The sequence below is a fragment of the Nocardiopsis synnemataformans genome (assembly GCF_965343085.1).
In the GTDB taxonomy this organism is placed as follows: domain Bacteria; phylum Actinomycetota; class Actinomycetes; order Streptosporangiales; family Streptosporangiaceae; genus Nocardiopsis; species Nocardiopsis alborubida.
The window spans coordinates 142,174-161,261 of sequence record NZ_CBDRFA010000009.1 but is presented as its reverse complement, the minus strand read 5'-3'; the positions used below and the strand labels follow the sequence as shown (position 1 = coordinate 161,261).

At 75.2% G+C, this 19,088-nt stretch carries 16 protein-coding genes; all 16 read right to left on the bottom strand.

The window, feature by feature from the left end:
* Positions 1 to 373: SRPBCC domain-containing protein (locus ACSIH6_RS07650; protein ID WP_435107524.1), on the bottom strand; the 373-nt coding region annotated here is incomplete at its 3' end.
* Positions 374 to 524: 151 nt separating this feature from the next.
* Positions 525 to 3,047: an AMP-binding protein gene (locus ACSIH6_RS07645; RefSeq protein WP_435107513.1), complete on the bottom strand. Its 2,523-nt coding sequence runs from the start codon at positions 3,045 to 3,047 to the stop codon at positions 525 to 527.
* Positions 3,048 to 3,093: 46 nt separating this feature from the next.
* On the bottom strand, positions 3,094 to 5,022 hold the full coding sequence (locus ACSIH6_RS07640) for a CoA transferase (RefSeq protein ID WP_435107523.1): 1,929 nt from the start codon (positions 5,020 to 5,022) through the stop codon (positions 3,094 to 3,096).
* Positions 5,023 to 5,024: 2 nt separating this feature from the next.
* Positions 5,025 to 6,740 carry a class I adenylate-forming enzyme family protein gene (locus tag ACSIH6_RS07635; protein WP_435107512.1) on the bottom strand — a complete coding sequence of 572 codons (1,716 nt, stop codon included), beginning with the start codon at positions 6,738 to 6,740 and terminating at the stop codon, positions 5,025 to 5,027.
* Complete coding sequence (locus ACSIH6_RS07630; protein WP_435107511.1) at positions 6,737 to 8,107, bottom strand: protoporphyrinogen/coproporphyrinogen oxidase; 1,371 nt, start codon at positions 8,105 to 8,107, stop codon at positions 6,737 to 6,739. The genes ACSIH6_RS07635 and ACSIH6_RS07630 overlap by 4 nt, the downstream gene beginning before the upstream one ends.
* Positions 8,104 to 9,090 (bottom strand): UbiA family prenyltransferase, encoded by a 987-nt coding sequence (locus ACSIH6_RS07625; RefSeq protein WP_435107510.1) that lies wholly within the window; start codon positions 9,088 to 9,090, stop codon positions 8,104 to 8,106. The genes ACSIH6_RS07630 and ACSIH6_RS07625 overlap by 4 nt, the downstream gene beginning before the upstream one ends.
* Entirely contained in the window at positions 9,087 to 10,238 is a 1,152-nt protein-coding gene (locus ACSIH6_RS07620) for a DegT/DnrJ/EryC1/StrS family aminotransferase (RefSeq protein WP_435107509.1), read from the bottom strand. Before ACSIH6_RS07620 ends, ACSIH6_RS07625 begins: the two co-directional genes overlap by 4 nt.
* Complete coding sequence (locus tag ACSIH6_RS07615) at positions 10,235 to 11,440, bottom strand: DegT/DnrJ/EryC1/StrS family aminotransferase (RefSeq protein WP_435107508.1); 1,206 nt, start codon at positions 11,438 to 11,440, stop codon at positions 10,235 to 10,237. Before ACSIH6_RS07615 ends, ACSIH6_RS07620 begins: the two co-directional genes overlap by 4 nt.
* Before the next feature lie 83 nt (positions 11,441 to 11,523).
* Complete coding sequence (locus tag ACSIH6_RS07610; RefSeq protein ID WP_435107507.1) at positions 11,524 to 12,051, bottom strand: EF-hand domain-containing protein; 528 nt, start codon at positions 12,049 to 12,051, stop codon at positions 11,524 to 11,526.
* A 160-nt stretch (positions 12,052 to 12,211) separates the two neighbouring features.
* Positions 12,212 to 12,700, bottom strand: a complete 489-nt coding sequence (locus tag ACSIH6_RS07605) for a DUF6917 domain-containing protein (RefSeq protein ID WP_435107506.1) — start codon at positions 12,698 to 12,700, stop codon at positions 12,212 to 12,214.
* The gene (locus ACSIH6_RS07600; protein ID WP_435107505.1) at positions 12,697 to 13,629 is read right to left on the bottom strand and encodes a Gfo/Idh/MocA family protein; all 933 of its coding nucleotides are present in this window, start codon (positions 13,627 to 13,629) and stop codon (positions 12,697 to 12,699) included. The genes ACSIH6_RS07605 and ACSIH6_RS07600 overlap by 4 nt, the downstream gene beginning before the upstream one ends.
* Positions 13,626 to 14,759 carry an Ldh family oxidoreductase gene (locus ACSIH6_RS07595; RefSeq protein WP_435107504.1) on the bottom strand — a complete coding sequence of 378 codons (1,134 nt, stop codon included), beginning with the start codon at positions 14,757 to 14,759 and terminating at the stop codon, positions 13,626 to 13,628. The genes ACSIH6_RS07600 and ACSIH6_RS07595 overlap by 4 nt, the downstream gene beginning before the upstream one ends.
* 109 nt (positions 14,760 to 14,868) lie before the next feature.
* The gene (locus tag ACSIH6_RS07590; protein ID WP_435107503.1) at positions 14,869 to 16,152 is read right to left on the bottom strand and encodes a M20/M25/M40 family metallo-hydrolase; all 1,284 of its coding nucleotides are present in this window, start codon (positions 16,150 to 16,152) and stop codon (positions 14,869 to 14,871) included.
* On the bottom strand, positions 16,149 to 17,174 hold the full coding sequence (locus tag ACSIH6_RS07585) for a sugar phosphate isomerase/epimerase family protein (RefSeq protein WP_435107502.1): 1,026 nt from the start codon (positions 17,172 to 17,174) through the stop codon (positions 16,149 to 16,151). Before ACSIH6_RS07585 ends, ACSIH6_RS07590 begins: the two co-directional genes overlap by 4 nt.
* Complete coding sequence (locus ACSIH6_RS07580) at positions 17,158 to 18,171, bottom strand: Gfo/Idh/MocA family oxidoreductase (RefSeq protein WP_435107501.1); 1,014 nt, start codon at positions 18,169 to 18,171, stop codon at positions 17,158 to 17,160. The genes ACSIH6_RS07585 and ACSIH6_RS07580 overlap by 17 nt, the downstream gene beginning before the upstream one ends.
* Positions 18,172 to 18,452: 281 nt before the next feature.
* The gene (locus ACSIH6_RS07575; RefSeq protein ID WP_435107500.1) at positions 18,453 to 18,770 is read right to left on the bottom strand and encodes a hypothetical protein; all 318 of its coding nucleotides are present in this window, start codon (positions 18,768 to 18,770) and stop codon (positions 18,453 to 18,455) included.
* Between the last annotated feature and the right edge of the window lie 318 nt (positions 18,771 to 19,088).

Genomic DNA, 19,088 nt, shown 5'->3' with positions numbered 1-19,088 from the left:
TGGCCAGGGACGAGGCGAGGGCCTGCTCGTGGACGGCCTGATCGATGCCCCGGGGCACGTCGGCGGCCTCGACGCTGACCAGGGTGCCCTCCGGATTCGCGGTGAGGGTCCAGGTCATCGTCATCGTCCCGGCGAAGTCGGGGTCCGGCGACTCGAAGTCGATCCGCTGCACGACCCGCTCACCGGACACCAGCTCGGCGAAGGCGACCTCGGTGACGTCCTCCGTCTGCGAGGTCTTGCCGTGCCCCGCCTCCGGGTCGAGGTAGGTCAGCACCATGCGGTACCCGCCTCCGGGCCACGGCTCGAAGCGGTCGATCCGGCCGGTCATGCCCTCCGGCGGCAGCCAGGCCGCGAGGGCGTCCGGTTCGGTCATCGCCGCGTAGACCGCCGCCGCGGAGGCGCGGACGGTCCTGCTCCCGCGGTCGACTCGTCTCGGTGTCCCAGCCATGGCCGCCCCTCCTCGAACCCGCGCTTTCGTACACGGGCAACCTAGCCGCCACCGCCGACAGACGGCGTGCGCCCCGTCAGAGGGGGCGGCGGCCCTGGACCGAGTAGATCGCGCAGGAGCAGGCCCGGAAGGACGGGTCGGCCAGGAGCGCGCGCACCTGGGCGAGCCGCTCGTCGGTCATCCCCTCGTCCACGAAGGCGTCGCGCAGGTGCCGCGTGTGGTGCGCGATCAGGTGTACGCCGGGAGAGTTGGCCTCCCACAACTCCAGACGGGGCCGGGGGTCGACGTCGACCAGGCCCGCGCGGCGCATCGCCTCGGCGGCGTTGCGGCCCCAGGCCGGGTCGGCTCCGGCGCGGATCATCAGCCGGGTCTTGGCCTCCTGGAACTCCTCGTAGAGCTTCTGGGACTCGGCGTCGGGCATGAGCAGCGCCGGACCGTAGGTGATGTCGAACTCGTCGAGCTGGAGCACGCCACCGGGCTTGAGGGCACGCACCAGACGGTCCAGGACCGCGATCCGCTCCGGGATGTGCAGCAGCACCAGCCGTGAGTGGATGAGGTCGAAGGCGGCCTCGGGCAGCGGGTCGCGGACCACGTCGTGCCGGACGACCTCCAGGCCCTCGGTGGCGGGGATGCGCTCGGGCTTGATGTCAGTGGCCAGCACGCTCCCGCCCGGAGCGACCCGGTCGGCCAGCCAGAGCGCGACGCTGCCGCCCCCCGCGCCCACCTCCAGGCAGTTCCACCCCGGCCCGACATCGGTCTGCTCCAGGCGTTCGGTGGTCATCGGGTCGTAGGCGGCGGCCAGGAAGCGGTGCTGGTCGAAGGCGTGCTCGCTGTGGTTGTCGAAGACGTAACGCTGGTCCTCGGCGGCGGTGTCGGTCACCGGTTTCCCCTTCGGTGTCGGGTCGGTCGGTCGGATCGTCGGGGCCGGTCGGGTCGGTCCGGCCGGTCGGGTCGGTCCGGCCGGTCGGGACGGCGGACGGTGCGCGGCGACGGCCTCGGCCGCGACGCGGGCCAGGGTGGCCGTGCACACCTTCCCGGTCGGGCCGAGCGGCAGTTCGGGCAGCACGACCACGTGTTCGGGCAACGCACGGACGTCCAGGCCGCGTTCGTCGCGCAGGAAGGCGACCAGCTCCTGCGGGGAGGGCGCGGCGGCTCCCTCGGCGGGGGACACGCAGGCGCACATGCGCTCGCCCAGGTCGGGGTCGGGGACGGGGACGCAGTGGGCCTCGGCGAGGGCGGGGTGGGCGCCGAGTTCGCGTTCCACCTCGGCCGGGAAGATGTTGACGCCGCCCCGGATCACCGTCCGGCGCAGGCGGTCCACCACCCGCAGCGCGCCGTCGGGGTCCAGCCGGCCCAGGTCGCCGGTGCGCACCCACCCGCCCGGGGCCCGCCGCTCGGCGTCCAGGCCGGGCGCGGCGACGTGGCACAGCGGTGTCATCGGACCCAGCGCCCAGATCTCGCCGGTCTCCCCCTCCGGAACCGGGAGCCCCCGCGGATCGCGGATGCTCACCTCGGCCACGTCGGGGGCGGGAACTCCAGACAGGCCGGGCTCCCACGCCTCGGGGCGGCGGCCGGTGTGGCAGTTGACCCCGTCGGTGGAGCCGTAGACGTTGACCACGGGCCGTTCGAAGCGGGCGGCGCAGGCGTCGCGGACCTCCCGGTGCAGCGGTGCGCCGCTGGCCACCACCGCGCGCAGGGACGAGGTGTCGGCCCGCTCGGGCAGCGCGGCGATCCGCCGCAGCATGGTGGGCACCCCGATCAGGTGGGTGGGGCGGTGCCGCTCGATCGCGCGCAGCGCGGCGGCCGGGTCGAAGCGGGGCAGGACCACCAGTGTCGCGCCGAGCCGGGCCAGGGTCACCGGCACCCCGCAGGAGCCGAAGGAGGAGGCCAGGGAGACCAGGACCAGGTTGCGCATGGGACCGGGTCCGGTGTGCAGCGCCGCCACGTAGTTGCCCCGGCCGCCCGCCATGGCGTTGTGGCTGTAGGCGACCATGCCGGGTTCGCCCTCCGAGCCGGAGGAGACCAGGACGCGGGCCGGGGACTCGGGGTCGGGCCGCGCGGGACGCCAGTCCCGGACCGTCCCGGTGTCGGGCCGGTCCAGGCTGCGCGTCCCGGGGCGGGCCGGGCCGAACGACCACACCCGGCGCAGGCGCGGCAGGTCCGTGCGGCGGATCCGTGCGGCCCGCTCCGGGGTGGTGACGAGGTCGGCGGCCCGGGACCGGGCCAGCAGGCCGCGCACGTCGGCCGGGGAGCGGCCGTCGGGGACGGGCAGCGCGACCGCGCCGACGGCGGCGACGGCGAGTTCGGCCACGACGGCCTCGCGTCCGTTGGGCAGCAGGACGCCGACGACGTCCCGCTCCCCGGTTCCCCCGGCGGCCAGCGCGGCGGCGGCGCGGCGCACGGCGGCGTCCAGCCCGGCGTAGTCGAGTGTGCCGCGGTCGTCGATGACGGCGTCGCGTCCGGGGTGCGCGAGCGCGTGCTCGTGGAAGAGGGTGTACAGGTCCCGGCCCGGGCACCAGCCGCGCGCGGTCCACCGCGCGCGCAGGTCGGTCGGGACGAGGTCGCACAGCTCCAGTCCGTTGGACGAGGTCCAGGTCATCGGTTCTCCGCAGGCGTGTGGACGGCCGAGTGGTGGTCGGGTGTGCTCACCGGGCGTTCTCCAGGGCGGCGTCGGCGTTCGGAGCGTCGGTGCTCGGGGCGTCGGCGGCGGGCGCGAAACCCCACGGGGCCCGGACGCAGGACGCGCCGCCGACCGTGTCGAAGGCCGCCGCGAACGCCGGTGCGGTGGCCATCGCCGCCAGGTCCTCCACGGGGGCGGGACCACCGCGTTCCACGGGGGCGGGACCACCGCGTTCCACGGACGCGGTGCCGCCGCGGCCCTCGGGTGTGGTGCCGCCCCACCGCTCGGACTCGGTGTCACTCCGTTCCCCGGGCGCGGTGCCGCGTCCGGCGCGGCGCAGCAGCCGGGCCGCGTCCGACAGGGCGGTCCGGGCTCGGACCCCGGTGCCGGTGCGGATACGCAGCAGCAGCGCGGCCAGCGCCCCCTCGGCGGCGAGGATCCCGCCGAGCACGTCGGTGAGGGTGAGCAGGGACGGCGCGGGCTCCTGGCCGGGCCCGGCCAGGAGGTCGGCCACCCCGCCGTGCGCCTGGACCAGGTAGTCGGTGGCCAGCGCGCCGGGTTCGGGGGCCCGGCCGCCCCACCCGTCGGCATGCACGTGGACCAGGCCGGGGGCGAGGTCGGCGAGGTCGTGGGGGCCCAGACCGAACCCCTCGGCGCGACCGGGCGGCCAGTTGTAGAGCAGGACGTCGGCCGTGGCGGCCAGGTCCCGTGCGCTCCGGCGCCCGGCGGCGGTCTTGAGGTCGATCTCGACCGCGCCCTTGCCCCGGTTCAGGGCCAGGAACCGGGCGGAGCAGTCCCCCGCCATCGGCGCCACCCCGCGCATGGGGTCGCCGCCCGGGGGCTCGACCCGCACCACCTTGGCTCCGAGCATGGCGAGCAGCAGTCCGGCGAGCGGGCCCTGCACGCGGTTGGTGGCCTCCACCACACGCAGTCCGGCCAGGGGCGCGGTGGCGTCGGGACCGAGCGGTGCCAGGGCGGGAACCGGGACGCCGGTGTCACCCTGGGCTCGCAACCGCCACTCCGAGGCCGGGGCGGGTTCCTCGGCCTCCCGGACGTCGCGGATGGGGGCGAGGCTCATGCCCGCGTGCCGAGCGGCCAGGCGGACCCGGGCGAGGTCCACGGCCGCGATCGCGGCGGGCAGTTCGGGCGGCAGCGGGCACACCGCGGTGGCGAAGCGCCGCTGGAAGGGCGGCCACCCGGCGGCGATCGCGGACGGGGCGGCACCCAGGTCGGTCCAGAACCGCAGCCAGACCTCGGCGTCCAGGGTCTCGATCTCGAAGCGCGCCCCGTCGGCGGAGCGGAACGGCGGGACGGTTCCGGGCACGGACGCACCCGTACCGCCCGCCGAAGCCCTCTGCTCCGGCGCGGTGGCCGCGGCGACGTAGGGTCCCGCCGCGAGCAGGGCGGCCTGGGCCGCGGAGACCGACGCGGACAGTGCCGGACCGCCGCGCGCCAGGGCCAGCGCGCAGGCCGCCACCGCCTGCGCGGCCAGCACCCCCGCGCACACCGACGCGTAGTCCACGCCCAGGAACCGGGGCGTCCCGCGGGCCCGGCCGTGCAGGTGCGCCAGCCCGCAGGCGGCCTGGACGTCGCGCTCCCCCGCCATGGGGGCCGCGACCGGCCCGGACCAGCCGATGGCGCAGCCGACCGGTACCGGCAGCATCCGGGCTCCCTCTCCGCCCGGGTTCCCTCCCCACCGGTTCTCTCCGCCGGAGCCGTCCCCGGTCAGACCTCCCCCGCCGAGGCCGCTCCCGCCCGGACCCCATCCGCCGGGGACGGCCGCCAGACCGATCCACCCGGCCGGTGCCCGCGTGGGCGGGGGCCCGCCGGTCCGGGAGACCGCGCAGCCGAGCGCCTCCAGGCGCGCAGCCGCGATCCGCAGCGCGGCCGAGTCACCCACCGCCCGCGCGGCGGCCCCGGCCAGCGGAAGCACCGCCGCGTCCACCGGTGTCACGGTCAAGTCCACTTCCCCGTCCCGCAGGTGTCGGGGCGCAGGCCCAGGTGGTCGCGCAGCACGGAGCGGCGGACCTTGCCGGTGCCGGTGCGCGGCAGCTCGTCCCAGGTCATCGCCACCGGATCGGCGAGTTCGGGCAGGTCGGCGACGGCGCCGCGCCAGGCCATGATGTCCAGTCCCCCGCTCTCGGTGGCCACCACCGGCACCGGGGGCCCGTCCGGAACGCTCAGGACGACGCACTCCAGCACCTCGGGCAGGCGGTCGTCCACGACGTCCTCCACCTCCAGGCAGCCGCCCTCACGCAGGGCGTCCACCTCGCGGTCCACCAGCCGCAGTGCGCCGGTACGGCTCAGGACGCCGATGTCGCCGGTGTTCCACCACTCGCCCACCAGCTTGGACCGCCACCGGCCCTCCTCGCCGACGTAGCCCAGGCACAGGGCCTCGGTGCGGCAGAAGATCAGGCCGGGCGTCCCGGCTGGAACGGGGCGCATGGTGCGCGGGTCGACCGCGCGCAGTCTGGTGCGGGTGGGGATGGGTCGGCCCAGGTCGCGGGTGGTCGGATGGCGCTCGCTCTCCGCGGCCAGCGCCCGCCGGGTGAGGAATCGGAAGGTCAGCGGCCCGGTCTCGCTCTGGCCCCAGCCCTGCATCCACACCGGGCGCCGGTGGCCGGTGGCGCCCAGGAAGGCGCGCACGGTCGGCGGGTGCACGGCGTCGAAGGTGCTGACGTAGAGCCGCACCCGGTCGAACGGGGCGCCCTCCCGCCCGGCCCGGCCCTGCCAGCGCGCGAAGACCGCGGGGGCGGCCTCCAGGGTGGTGGGGCGGTGCCGCTCCAGCAGCGGCCCGGCCTCGGCCCAGTCGGCCCAGGTGACGACGGACAGCGCGCCCGGGGACAGCCACAGCACGCTGGCCGTCCAGGCGAGCGCGCGTCCGTGCGCGAAGGAGTACGCGCCGGTCACCGTGTCGTCGGGGCGGCTGCCCAGCACGGGCCAGCGGTGCGCCTCGAACCCGGCCAGGCGGCGCATGATCGTGCGGGTGGAGTGCGGGACCAGCTTGGGCACGCCCGTGGTGCCGGAGGTGTGCATGATCGCCAGGGGCGCGTCCAGGTGCGGCCTGCGCGGCGGCGGGGCGTCGTTGCCGCGCACGTCGTCGAGGTGCAGGACGCTCCCGGCCGGGCCCCCTCCCCCGACCGGAACCCTGTCCCCGATCGGAAGCGTGTCCCCGACCGGACCACCGCCACCGCCACCGCCACCGCCACCGACCGGACCCTCGGCTCCCGCCGGGCCGTCGATGACCAGGGTGCGGGCCGCGTGCACGGCGGGGTCGGCCCCCGCGTTCCGGGACGCCGCGAGCAGGGCGGCGTCGGTGACCAGCAGCGCCGGGTCCAGCCGCTTGAGCAGGACCTCCAGCGCGTCCGGCTCCAGGTGCGCCGACAGCGAGGCGGGCACCGCGCCCAGCCGGGCCGCGGCGCAGTTCAGCAGTACGTAGTCCCAGTGGTTGCGCTTGGCGATCGCGACGCGGTCGCCGGGCCGCACACCGGCCGCGGCGAGCCATCCGGCCGCCTCGCGCACCAGTTCGGCCACCCGGGGCACGTCCAGCTCGGTGCCCAGGCCGGGGGCGATGTCCAGCGGCCTGCTCAGGTGCACGGCGGTCGCGGAGCCGCGCGCGGCCAGGTCGTCGAAGAGGGTGCCCAGGTGGAGGGGCTTGGTGAACAGCGTCATCGTTGTCGCTCCTCGCTGGAGGTGGGAACGGGGGTCTGGGCCGTCGAGGCGAGGAAGGCCAGGACCCGCGCGGCGGCCGTGGCCGCGGAGGAGACCGCGCCCTCGCTGCACGGGCGCAGCGAGATCCAGTCCCCGGCGTAGTCCACGGCGGCGGGCGGGCGGACGGCGAAGGCGGCGCGCTCGCGCAGCGCGCGCGGCCCCGCGGCGGGCAGGCCGTGGCGGAAGCGGTGCACGCGGACGGCCTCGACGTGCCGGGACAGGCCGGGCAGCAGGTGTTCGGCGCGGGCGGTGAGCCGCTCCGCCACCAGTGCGTCGGGGGCGTCGAGGAGTTCGGCGGCGCCGCGCGGCGAGGCGACCAGCGAGACCAGGCCCCGTCCGGCCGACACCCGGCCCGGGTGTTTGTTGTGGTCGGCGGTGACCACGTTGAGCAGCGGGTCCTCCAGGGCGGGCACCAGGGTGGCGAAGCCGCCGCGCGCCCCGGCCGGTTCCATCGGGCGGTCCAGTACCAGGGAGACGCGGAGCATGGGCGCGTACTCGCAGGCCTCCAGGTAGGCGCGCTCGACGCCGGACGCGCCGGGGTGGAGTCCGGCCGCGATCGGGGCGGGCACGGCCAGCACGGCCGCGCGGGCGGTGACCGCGCCCGCCGGGGAGTCCAGCCTGACCCCGTCGGGGCCCGCGGACACACCGGTCACGGGGTGGCCGGTGACCACGTCGAGCCGGTCGGCCAGGACCCGCGCGAGGGTGTCCATGCCGTCGCGGTAGGTGCGCCAGCGGGCGCTGCTGCCCGCGGAGACCAGGTGCGCGGCGAAGGGCGCGGCGGCCGTGTGCTCGGGGTCCCAGCCGAAGAAACCGGCGGCCAGGGCGCCGAGCAGCCGGTAGCGCAGCTCGGGGTGGTAGGGGCGGAGCAGTTCGGCCAGGGTGCGCGCGCCCAGCGGGGAGCGCTCGGGGTGTTCGGGGTCCAGGGCGAGGCGGGCCAGCTGGGTCTGGAGGCGCAGCAGGTCGGCCCGCGCGCGCGGGGACAGCCCTGCGCCGGTGAGCAGGCCCAGGGGGCGGCCCACGTGCGGTCGGGCCCGGCCCTCGCGCCAGGACGCCAGGGCGCCGCGGATGCGGGGCACCGCGCCGCGGTCGGCGTCCAGGCCGACCTCGCGGATCAGCCGCCAGGTGGCCGGGTAGGCCCTGGCCGGGGGCAGCATCTCCGCGCCGGTGTCGATGAGGCAGCCGTGCTCGCGCAGGGTGCGCATCCGCCCGCCCACGGCCTCGTCGGCCTCCAGGACGCGTACCGAGCGCCCCGCGCGGGCCAGTGCGTGGGCGGTGGCCAGTCCGGCGGGGCCCGCTCCGACCACGGCGACGTCGAGCCCCTCGCTCATACGGCGGCTCCCAGGAGCACGGGGGCCAGCAGGTGGGCGGCGATGAGCAGGACCACGGTGACCCGGTGGGTGTGGATGGCCAGGCGGCGGGCGCGCAGGATGTCGCCCTGGACGAACCCGATGAGCAACTGGGCCACCCGCATCAGGAAGACGGGGGCCAGGACGAGCGGGAACCACCACGGGGAGATCCCGGCCAGGGTGGAGCCGGTGATGAGCGCGCTCTCGGCCGCGGTCGCCGCGATGATGAAGGCGGCGTTGAGGCGCCTGGGCACCAGCGCGGCCACGGTGATCCGTCCGGCGGCGCGGTCGCCCGCGGCGTCGTTGGTGTTGGAGTACAGGCCGAAGAGCATCGGGCCGAAGCCGAACAGCAGGGCCTGGACCACGACGAAGCCGTTCAGCTCCCCGGTGAGCAGTCCGTAGGGCACCAGGACCCAGCCCACGCCCAGGCCGATGAGGAAGACCTCCTGGAAGCCCCGGTAGCTGATCTTGAGGCCCCAGGAGTACTGGACCGAGGCGACCACGCACAGGGCGGCCAGGCCGACCGCCCAGGCGGGCTGGTGCGGAGCGACCAGGACGACCAGGCCCCAGAGCAGTGCGCTCACCGCGGTCGCCGCCCAGGCGAAGCGCAGCGCCTGCGGTTCGGTGAGCGTCCCGGCGACGAGGGGTTTGCGGGCCAGTCGGCGGCGGGCCGCGTCCGAGCCGTAGTTGGCCGCGTCGCTGCCGTCCCGGTAGCCGGTGACGTCGTCGAAGGCGACCATGGCGGCCACCACGGCCACCTCGGCGAGCAGGATGAGCAGGAGAAGCCCCAGCGTGCCCGGCTCCCAGCGCAGCGCGGGCGCGAGCATGGCCAGGACCAGGGGCAGGCCGATGTAGTAGTCGTAGATGTCGAGCTTGGCCAGCCGCGCGTAGGCGGCCAGGGTGCCCCGGGGCGGTGCGGCCGCGGGCGCCGGTCCGGCGGGGGGCGCGGCGGTGTGGTCGGTCATCTCATTCTCCGGGAACGGTCGGCGAACGCGCACACGGTGTCGGCGATGTGCTCCACCTGGGCGTCGTCCAGGTGCGGGTACAGCGGCAGGGAGATGTTGCGCCGGGCCGCCGACTCCGCGTTGGGCCAGCGGGCCCCGGCCCGGGTGTGCGGGGCGAACGCGGGTTGGGCGGGCAGGACGCGCGGGTAGTACACGTGGGTGTCGACCCCGTGCGCGGCCAGGTGGGTGCGCAGTTCGTCGCGCCGCTCGGTCAGGAGCGTGTAGACGTAGTGGCAGCGCCCGTCGCCGCCCGTGGGCGGCGCCGTGATCCCGGCTCCGGCCAGCTGCGCGAACCGGGTGGAGTAGTAGGTGGAGATCTCGGCCCGGCGTGCGAGCCGGGCCTCCAGCCCGCTCAGCCGGTGCAGCTGGAACCCGGCCATCACCTCGTCGAAGCGGCTGTTGTGGCCGATCCGGTGGTGCAGGAAGCGGTGCGTGCCGTCCTGGCCGTGGTTGCGCAGCATCCGCACGCGTACGGCGAGTTCGGCGTCGCCGGTGACCACCACGCCGCCCTCGCCGGGCATGCCGAAGGTCTTGACCTGGACGAAGGAGTAGACCCCGGCGTCTCCCCACAGCCCGGCGGGGCGGCCGCCGAGGGTTCCGCCCTGGGCCAGCGCGGAGTCCTCGACCAGGCGCAGCCCGTACTGGTCGGCCAGCTCCCGGAACCGGGGCATGGCGGCCATCATCGAGAACACGTGCGCGGGCATGAGCGCCCTGGTGCGCGCGGTGAGGGCGGCCTCGGCCGCGTCCGGGTCCAGGGTCAGGGAGACCGGGTCGACGTCGGCGAAGACCGGACGCGCGCCGCGTTCGATGACGGTGCTGGCCAGCGGCGCGCAGCCGAAGGCCGGTACCACCACCTCGTCGCCGGGGCCGACCTCCATGGCGGCCAGGACCAGGGTGAGCGCGGAGGTGCCGCTGGAGCAGGCGACGACGTCGGCGGCGGCGAGGCGGTCGCGCAGCTGGCGTTCGAGGCGGGCGGTGCGCTCGCCGAGGATGAACTTCTGCGCGCTGCCGGTGCCGGTCGCGTGGACGGCCTCCAGCAAGGCGTCGCGGTCGTCGTCGAACAGGTCGGGGGCGAAGAAGGGGATGCGCCGCGCGGTCGCCGTGGTCATCCGTGCCTCCGAACGCAGAAGTCCTCGATCTCCTCGCAGACCCGGTCCGCCTGGGCGTCGGTCAGGTCGGGGTAGAGCGGGAGGGCCACCGCCGCCTCACAGGCCGCCTCGGCGCGCGGGAAATCGCCCGGCGCGTGTCCCAGGTGGGCGAAGCAGGGCTGGAGGTGCAGCGGGATCGGGTAGTAGGTCTCGGTGCCGATCCCGGCCTCGGCCAGGTGGGCGACCAGGGCGTCGCGGTCCCGGGCCTCGACGAGGTGGACGTAGACCACCCGTGTGCCGCCGGGGTGGGGCGTGACGGCGCCGGGCACGGCGCGTATCCCTGACAGGTCGCGCAGGCGGGCGTCGTAGCGCGCGGACAGCTCGGCCCGGCGGGCGATGTCGGCGTCGAGCCGGGAGAGCTTGGCCAGCAGCACGGCGGCCTGGAGGTCGTCCATCTTGCTGTTGCAGCCCGCGACGACCGTCGGGTTGGCGATGCCGGGGAAGTCGTCCAGGGTGCGCCCGGAGCGGCCGTGGTGGCGCAGCGCCCGCGCGGTCTCGGCGACGGCGTCGTCGTCGGTGAGCAGCGCGCCCGCGTCGCCGATGGCGCCGAGGGTCTTGGAGGGGAAGAAGGACAGCACGCCGCCGGTGCCGAGCAGTCCGGCGTGCACGCCGTGCAGCCGCATGCCGATGGCCTCGGCGCTGTCCTCCAGCACGGTCAGGCCGCGGCGCCGGGCGACCTCGCGTACGCCCTCCATGTCGGCCAGGCGGTCGAACAGGTGGACCGGCATGACCATCCGGGTGCGGTGGGTGGCCACCGCGTCCACCGAGGCCGGGTCGATGCCGTACCCGTGTTCCTCGATGTCGGCGAAGACCGGGACGCCTCCGGCGAGCACGACGGAGCTGGCGGTGGCGACGAAGGAGTAGGCGGGGACGATCACCTCGTCGCCGGGGCGCAGTCCGGCGGCGCGCAGCAGGATGACCAGGGCGTCGGTTCCGGAGTTGACGCCGACCACGTGCCGGGCGCCGGTCCAACGGGCCAGCGCGTCCTCGAATTCGGCGACCATGGCCCCGTGCGAGAACTTTCCCCGGTCCATGACCCGGAGACAGTTGTCACGGATGTGCGGCCACAGTTCTCCGAAGCTCTGGGACTGGTCGAAAAAAGGTACGGGAAAGCGCGTTCTCCCCGAGGGCGCCGCTTCGGGGGGCGCGAGCGTTCTCTTCACTTTTCCACGTTTCTACGCTGCGGAAGGGGGGAGCGGGGGATGGTCCCCGGCCGCGGCGGTCGGCCGCGGCCGGGGCGGGGGGCTCAGCTCCCGAGGAGGGGGATGTCGTTGCGGCCGAGGTGGTAGTCGCGGACCGCGTCGACCAGCTCGGTGATGGACAGCTTGCCGCTGCCGTCGACGTCGAGCTCGGAGAAGGCCCGGTCGGCCTCGGCGCCGCCGATGCCGATGGCGGCGAACCACTTCTGCATCTCGGGCGGGCTGATCTCGCCGTCACCGTCGACGTCGAGCACGTTGACGATGGCCTGGATGGTCGGCTGGACGACCGCGGCGAAGCCGGCGTCGCCCTTGCTGATGATCTCCTGCTCCGCGGCCCGCACGAACTGCTCCTGGCTCATGCGCTGGGTGCCGGCGGCGGAGGCCAGGTGGTCGAACATGGCCAGGTAGGCGGTCTTGAGCTCGTTGCCCTGGGCGGTGCCCTCGGCTCCCAGGCGCGAGACGATGTCGTTCGCCTCGCTCTCGAAGTCCGAGCGCTCGATGGCGCCGTTGCCGTTGGCGTCCCAGAGGCGGAAACGCTCTTCGAGGCGGCTGTTGGCCTTGGTTGCGGTCGTCATTGATTTTCCCTCTCGATACCATATGGAAAAACAGACGTACGATGCTCTCTTCGAGCAGAGGAAAGGATCCTCCGACCGAGCCCGGTCGAACCCTCCCCACACCCAGAATATTAGCTTGTAAGCGAGCACCACAAAAGGGGTTCAGGAGAATATGAGGATGCTATTGATTTTTTATATCGGACATTTTTCGGCAAATGCCAGATTCTTCGGAAACCGTTTCGGCGACCGGGTCCGCGGTGACCGGCGCCCCCTGGCGGAACACCAAACCCTCGCCCGCGGCCAGCCCCAGGTCCCGCCCGGTCGGCAGCGGGTCGGCGCGGATGAGCACGTTGTAGTGGTTGGGCAGGTGGCAGCCGTCGAAGCCGAGCACCGTGCCCACCCTGCGCGAGCCGATCCACACCTCGTCGCCCCGGTCCACCACCCCGGCGCCGGTGATCTCGGCGAACCCGAGGAAGCCCACCCGGTCGATCCGGGCCCCCGGGGCGGTCTCGGTGTGGTCGGTCGCGACCAGCTCGTGCACCTCCCCCGCGCGCACGCACCGGCTGGCGTGGGGTTCGAGCCGCATGCCCCGCTCGTTCCTGCGGTGCACCAGGACCTTGACCAGCGTCGCGGTGACGTCCCGTTTGGGACCGTCCTCACGGGGGTTCATCGCACTCCCTCCCCCACCGGCTCCGCGGCCCGCGCCAGGCGGTAGGCGTCCCCGACCAACCGCAGCGCGGACGGCCCACCCGGGTCCTCGACCACACCGCCGCGCACCCGCCGCTCGAACTCGGCGAGCACGCCCACGTACTCGTGCCACAGGGAGTCCTTGAACCCGGGGTGGCCCTCCAGCATGTCCGCCGTGAGCACCGCCCCGTCGACGGTGCGCGCCTCGACGTCCTTGCGCTCGCCGGGGTGGGACCAGTCGAGCAGGACGCGGGCGCGCGCCCCCGCGGCGCGCAGCACGACCTCGGCCCGGCGGTCGGTGCCCGCGGCGTCGCGCGCGACGTGCGCCGACACCGCCTCGGCCGGGCCGAGCAGCCACTCCACCAGGTCGAAGGCGTTGGGTCCGTTGTCGGCGACGCATCCGCCACCGCAGCGGGCCGGGTCCAGGTACCAGGTGTCGGTCCCGGCGTGCTCCTCGATCCGCTCCAGGTAGCGCACGGTCAGCTCCTCCACCCGCCGTCCGGCCAGGTCCCGGCGCAGCCGCGCGAGCGCGGAGTTGTACCGGCGGTGGAAGGCGGTGAACAGCACCGCGCCCCGGTCGCGGGCGAGCCCGGCCAGCGCCTCCCCCTGGGCGGCGTCCAGTGCGAGCGGCTTCTCCACGCACACGGCCACCCCGCACCGCAGCGCGTCGGCGCAGATCGGGGCGTGGGCGTCGTTGGGCGCGGTGACCACCAGCGCCTCCAGCCCGGCCTCGTCCAGCATCCGAGCGTGGTCGGTGTAGCCCCGCGCCCCGACCGGGTGGGCGGCGAGCACGCCGGGGTCGCGGTCGCACACCGCGACCAGGTCCAGGCCGGGCGCGGTGCGCAGGGCCTCCAGGTAGAAGCGGGAGATCACGCCGAGGCCGACCAGCCCGGTGCGCAGCGGGGCGCTCATCGCGTCTCCTCCCGCATCGCCTCGAAGGGCAGGCCGGTGCGGTCGGCCAGCTCCGCCAGTTCGGTGTACAGCGCCGCCTCCAGCGGCACGCCCGCCAGGCGCAGTTCGCGCGCCCGGTGGTACTCGTGCCAGCCGGGGTAGCGCACCGGCGCGTCCGGGTCGGTGGGCGGGCAGGCCAGCAGCGCGCCGAACAGCTCCCGCGCGTCGTCGGCGGCCCCCTCCCGCAGGGCGTCGGGCGCGATCGCGGCGACGAAGAAGCCGATGTCGTCATCGCGTCCGCTCGGGCCGCCGTCCCCGTCGAGGGCGTCGGCGTGCGGGCCCGTTCCTGCCCCCGGGACCAGCGCGGAGAGCACCTCGACCATGAGTCCGAGGCCGAAGCCCTTGTAGCGTCCCGCGTCGCCGCCCAGCCACATCAGGTGCGCGCGCCCGGCGTCGAAGGCGGCGGGGTCGGTGACGGGCGCCCCGGTGTCGTCGCACAGCAGGCCCTCGGGCAGGGTGAGGCCCTCCCGGGCCGCCTGGCGGACCCGGCCGGTGGGAGCGGCCGTGGTGCTCATATCGAGCAGGAACGGGGGGTGACCACCCGCCGGGGCGGCGACGCTGAGCGGGTTGGTGCCCAGCATCGCGACCGCGCCGCCGGGCGGGCGGGCGATGCGCTGGCGTCCGCAGTTGCTGGCCACCAGACCCACCATGCCGCGTTCTGCCGCGCGCAGCGCGTGGTACCCGGCGCAGCCCAGGTGGGTGGCGCCGCGCACGGACACCAGTCCGATGCCGTGGCGCGCGGCGCGCTCGGCCGCCAGGTCCATGGCCTCGCTCGCCGCCCACAGACCCAGGGCGCGCCGGGAGTCCCAGAGCACGGCGGCGCCGAGGTCGGTGAGCACGCGGGGCTCGGCGGCGGGGTCGGCCCTGCCCTCGTCGAGGAGCGGCAGGTAGAGGCGGGTCAGGTTGGCCAGGCCGTGCGAGCGCGGTCCGGTGAGGTCGCCGTGGCACAGCGCGCGCGCCGCCTCGGCCGCCCGGCCGGGGGGCAGGCCGCGGTCGGCGAACACCCCGGCGGCGAACGCGACCAGGTCGTCGTGGCGTACCCGCACGGTCCCGTGCCGCGGCGGGGCCTGGGTGGGGGCCGCGGTGTTCACCGGGCCTCCCGGGGGTGCGGAGGGGTGTGGTGTGCGCGCATGTCCTCGTCGCCTTCCTCTTCGGTCTCGTGTAGGGGTAGGGCTCTTCGGTCTCGTGTGGCGTCGGGGCTCAGGCCCGGCGCGGGGTCTGGTCGGTGAAGGCGGCCAGGACGCGGGCCACGGCGTCGGCGAACCCGTCGAGTTCGTCGGCGCGCGCGAACTCGCCGTCGGCGTGCGCGTTGTTGGCGGCCAGGTCGCCGGGACCCAGCACCACGGTTCGGGCTCCGGCGACCCCGGACATCCAGATCGCGTCGCAGGTGAAGGCCGGTTCGTCCGCGGGCCACGGGGCGATTCCGGCGCGGCGCAGCAGGGCGTGCCCCCAGGGGTCGCGGTCGTCCAGCGCGGGCAGGCCGCGTTTGGTCCACTCCAGGCGGGTGAGGGCGCGCGCGTCGGCGGCGGTGCGGGCGAACAGCGCGGTGTCGGCGAAGTCCTTGGCGAAGGCGTCCAGTCCCCCGTCGAGAGCATCGGTCAGGGCGCGTTCCAGGACGCGCCCGGCGGCGGCGTCGCCGTAGGCGAGGTTGAGCAGCAGCGACCCGCTGCCGTAGACCCTGTTGTGCAGGGTGCCGGTGTGCAGTCCGGCCAGGCACACCGCGCCGGAGCGGGCGTGCGCGTCCAGGGCGCGGCCCAGGTGCTGGGCCAGGTAGCCCAGCAGGACGGAGGCGTTGTGCCCGGTGTGCGGGCGGTCGTCGATCGCGTCGTCCCCGCGGACCGAGATCCGGGCGGTCATCGCCGCTGTGCTGCGCGGCAGGAAGCGCATCCGGGTGGGCTCGCAGAAGACGTTGAGGCGGCCGGTGTGGCCGCGTTCGACCAGCGGCCGGGTGCCGAGGGTGCCCATGGCGCCGCCCTCCTCCCCGGCCACGGCCTGGACGAGCACCGCGACGTCGCGGCCGACGGCCGGGTCGCGCTCGCGGGCGGCGCGCACCCCGGCCAGCAGCGCCACCGCCGGTCCCTTGGCGTCGATGGCGCCGCGCCCGTGGAAGCGTTCGCCGTCGAAGCCGACCGGCTGCTGCCCGGCGACCGTGTCCAGGTGCACGTTGAACATCACGGTGCGCTCGGCGGGCAGCTCGGGGCCCAGCCGCAGCACGAGGCTGGGCTGGCAGTCGAGGAAGCCGGGGCGGGCCAGGGCCTCGCGGACCGGGGCCGGGACGTCCGGGCGGTCCATGTCGGCGGGGTCGGCCGGGGCGTGGCGCACGACGCCGAACCCGGCTCCGGCGGCGGCGCGGGCGTAGAGGAGCTGGGCCTCCCGCAGGAGCGGCGGGGGCCCGTCGGGGCCGGTCTCCAGCGGGCCCGCGGTGGGCAGTTCGAGCAGCCGCAGCAGCAGGTCGCGGTCGGCGGGGGTGAGCGCGGCGGTCATCGGACCCCCTCGGTGCGGCGGTGGGCCTCAGCGGTACGAACGGCCCCAGCCTGGTGGTCCGCGTCCCCGACACGGTGGGAGTCATCCCCGTCACGGTGGGCGTCGTCCTCGGTACGACGAGCCGCGTCCCCGGGGCGCCGGATCCGCTCACCGGTGTGCCAGGTGCGGGCCACGAGGTCCTCCAGGGCATGCCCGTAGGCGACGAAGGCGGACCGGTCGCCGCGGCCGGGGTCGCCGCCCGAGACCCGCAGGTGCGGGCGCAGGTGCAGGTGGGGCTCGATGGACAGCGTTCCGGCGTAGCCGTGCGCGGCCAGCAGCCGCAGGCACTCGGCGGTTCCGGCCTCACCGTGCCCGGGCAGGACGTAGTCGACCCCGCCGTCGGGTGCGGTGACGGCGTCCTTGACGTGGACGTGCGCCACGTGGTCGAGGAGGTCGCGCAGCATCTCCGGGGCGCGGTAGCCGTGGGCGACGCCGTTTCCGGTGTCGAACAGCAGCCGCAGGGCCGGGCTGTCCACCCCGGCCAGCAGCTCCAGGGCGCGGTCGGCGCGGTCCCCGGCCCAGCCCGCGCAGTTCTCGTGCACCAGCACCAGGCCCGCGTCCTCGGCCCGGCGGGCCAGTTCGCGCAGGCGTGCGCGGACGCGCCGTCCCCACTCGGCCTCGGGGAGCCCGTCCCGGGGGTAGGACATGATCCGGACCAGCCGGGTGTCCAGCGCCGCGCAGCGCCGGGCCAGGACGTCCAGTTCGGCCAGGTCGGGGGCGAAGTCCCCGGTGGCGGGCCTGGACCAGTCGGCGATGCGGGAGGCGACGGCGACCACGTCGGTCCCGGCCTCGCGGATCCGTCCGGCGGCGCGGTCGAAGGTCCGCTCGTCCAGGGCGGCCACCGCGGTCCCGTCGACGGTGCGCAGTTCCAGGCGGTTCCAGCCGAGCTCGGCGAGGGCGGCGAGCTGCCCGTCGAGGTCGGGCGCGGCCTCGTCGCCGATGCCGGCGAGCGGCGGAGGGGTGTGTTCAGGCGCCGACGACACTGCCCACCTCCTGCCTGCGGCCGTCGGCCGCGCACAGCGCCTTGGCCTCGGTGAGCAGCCGGACCGCCTCGACCTGGACCGGAAGCGTGCCGGGGCCGCGGAAGGAGCGGGCGTAGCGGGCGTAGGCGGCGCGGAGGAAGGCGGGGAGGGCGTCGTCGGTGAAGACCGAGTGGGAGGCCCGGTGTCCGGTGGCGTCCACCGACAGCTGGGCGGTGTGGTCGGCCGCGCTGCACGGATAGTGACCGGTGAGCACGGCGCGGTCGAACTCCAGCGCGATGCGGCGCTCGCGGACGGGGGAGGTCAGGTCCGAGTCGATCCGGCTGCGCACCCCGCCGTGGTGCGCCAGGTCGAGGCGGGCGCGGCCCAGGCCGGGCAGCCGGGTCTGGTCGGTGACCATGTCCTCCAGGGAGGCCGCGGCGACGTCCGCTCCCCCGGCCAGGCTGATCACCACGGCCAGCGCGTGCGGGACCTCCACGTCGAAGGCGGTGGGGTGGCCCGGCGCCTCGGCGGTGCGGGTGAAGCGGGGCTTGTTCTGTAGGACCGTGATGGCGCGCAGGTCGCCGAAGACCCGGCCCCGCACCGCGGCGCGCAGCCGCCGCGTGAGCGCGCTGTCCAGCCACTGGGTGGTGACGGTCAGGTCCAGGTCCCAGCGCCGCCGCAGCCGGGCGACGGCGGCCAGGTCCACCAGGTCCAGGGCCAGCGGCTTCTCCACGACGACCATGCGGTAGCCGAGGCGGGCCAGGTGCTCCAGCGGGCCGGAGCGCAGGTGCGGCGGCGTGCACAGGTGGACCACGGTGCGCGGGGGCGGCGCGCAGCGGGCCGCCTCCTCCAGGGAGTCGGCCGTGAGGACCCCCTCAACCGGAGGCCGGAACGGGTCGAACCCCACCACCGGCCCCGGGACGAACAGGGCGGGGGCCTGGGCCCGCGCCTTGGCCAGCGACGGCAGGTGCAGCCCTTCTCCCGATCTGCCCAGGCCGACGATGAGGGTGTGCAGCATAACGTACGGGCACCTTTCCCTTCCTCTTTCACGGCGGTGCGCTGCCAAATCCTGGAACGCAGCGGCCACACGCTTCCCCACCACACTCGGACATCGCGCCGAAAGCGTCAAAGAAGAGAACATGTTCCTGGGTCCGAAAACTCGGAAACGGACATGTTGCCACCCGTACGGCAAGAAGGAAATGCATCCTTTCATGGCGTTTTCTCCCCTACGGCCGGAGCGCCGCGCGGACGCCGTGCGGTCCCGCGACCGCCGGGCGGCGGTCGCGGGACCGGTCGGGGTCAGGCCACCGAGAAGCTGAACAGCCCGCTGGGCGGAGCGTGCCAGCCGTGGTCCGGCGCGACCACGACCGACGGCCCGAAGCAGTTCGTGCCGGCATGCATACGCACGTCCGCGTCGGTGAGGTTGACCAGGACGTGCGCGGTCTCGGGAAGCCGCTGGCAGGTGCCCGACGGGGGTTCGGGGTAGCGTCGCAGCTCCTCGAACTCGGTCGTGAAGACGACGACCTCACCGGTCGCGGCGTAGGCCGGAGCGGCGCCCGCCACGGTCCCGCCCACCACGAACGCGAGTGCCGCCGCGGCGGACACGAGAGCCCTCATTCCGATTGCCTCCATTTTCGTTCCACACCTTTTCCGAAGGATCGGCCCGCACATATCACCGATACGGCGAAGCCGCCCCGGACATCCTGGCCCGCCGTCACCACAAAGACCAGACCTGGTTTGATTCCACGGAGGATTTCGGGCAACCGCTACCCGGAGTCGAAGCGGGGGAAAGCGCCAGGGGAAGGAAAATGCAGAAAAGCATGCTTTCCAACCCTTCGCCAAGATATGCGCAGATCGCGCGTTAGGCCGTGTTATCGCCGGAAAGGTGCGCGCCCTGGGAGGGAGGGGGCCCGAAACGGACGGGTTTCCCCGGGT